The 287-nt window shown below is 37.6% G+C and carries 1 protein-coding gene; it reads right to left on the bottom strand.

What is annotated here, in order from left to right; translation table 11 throughout:
* Nucleotides 1-287, bottom strand: a 287-nt coding sequence (locus E1171_RS23025; protein WP_187696079.1) for a hypothetical protein, incomplete at both ends; no start/stop codon positions are given.

The following is a 287-nucleotide window of genomic DNA, read 5'->3' on the forward strand; positions in this document are numbered from 1 at the left end:
ATCATTTCTATCCCCCTCCATAATATTGCTGCTTTGAATAACATTTTCATCTCCAGCCTGGTCACCATCAAATTTCTGACTGTTGTTATTGTTGTTGTTACCTTCTATCTTGTTAATTTCTGTCACCTCATTATTTGATTCCCCAACCTGATTAACCCAACCTTTTTGATCGTTATCATCATTGTTGTTGCCCTCTATTTCATTTATTTCACCAATGTCATGATCCCCTCCCTCCTGATGCGACCTAATCTCTTGGGTATTCCAATCATTTCTGTCGCCATTTATTT

This window comes from Xanthovirga aplysinae, assembly GCF_009711365.1.
Lineage (GTDB): Bacteria > Bacteroidota > Bacteroidia > Cytophagales > Cyclobacteriaceae > Xanthovirga > Xanthovirga aplysinae.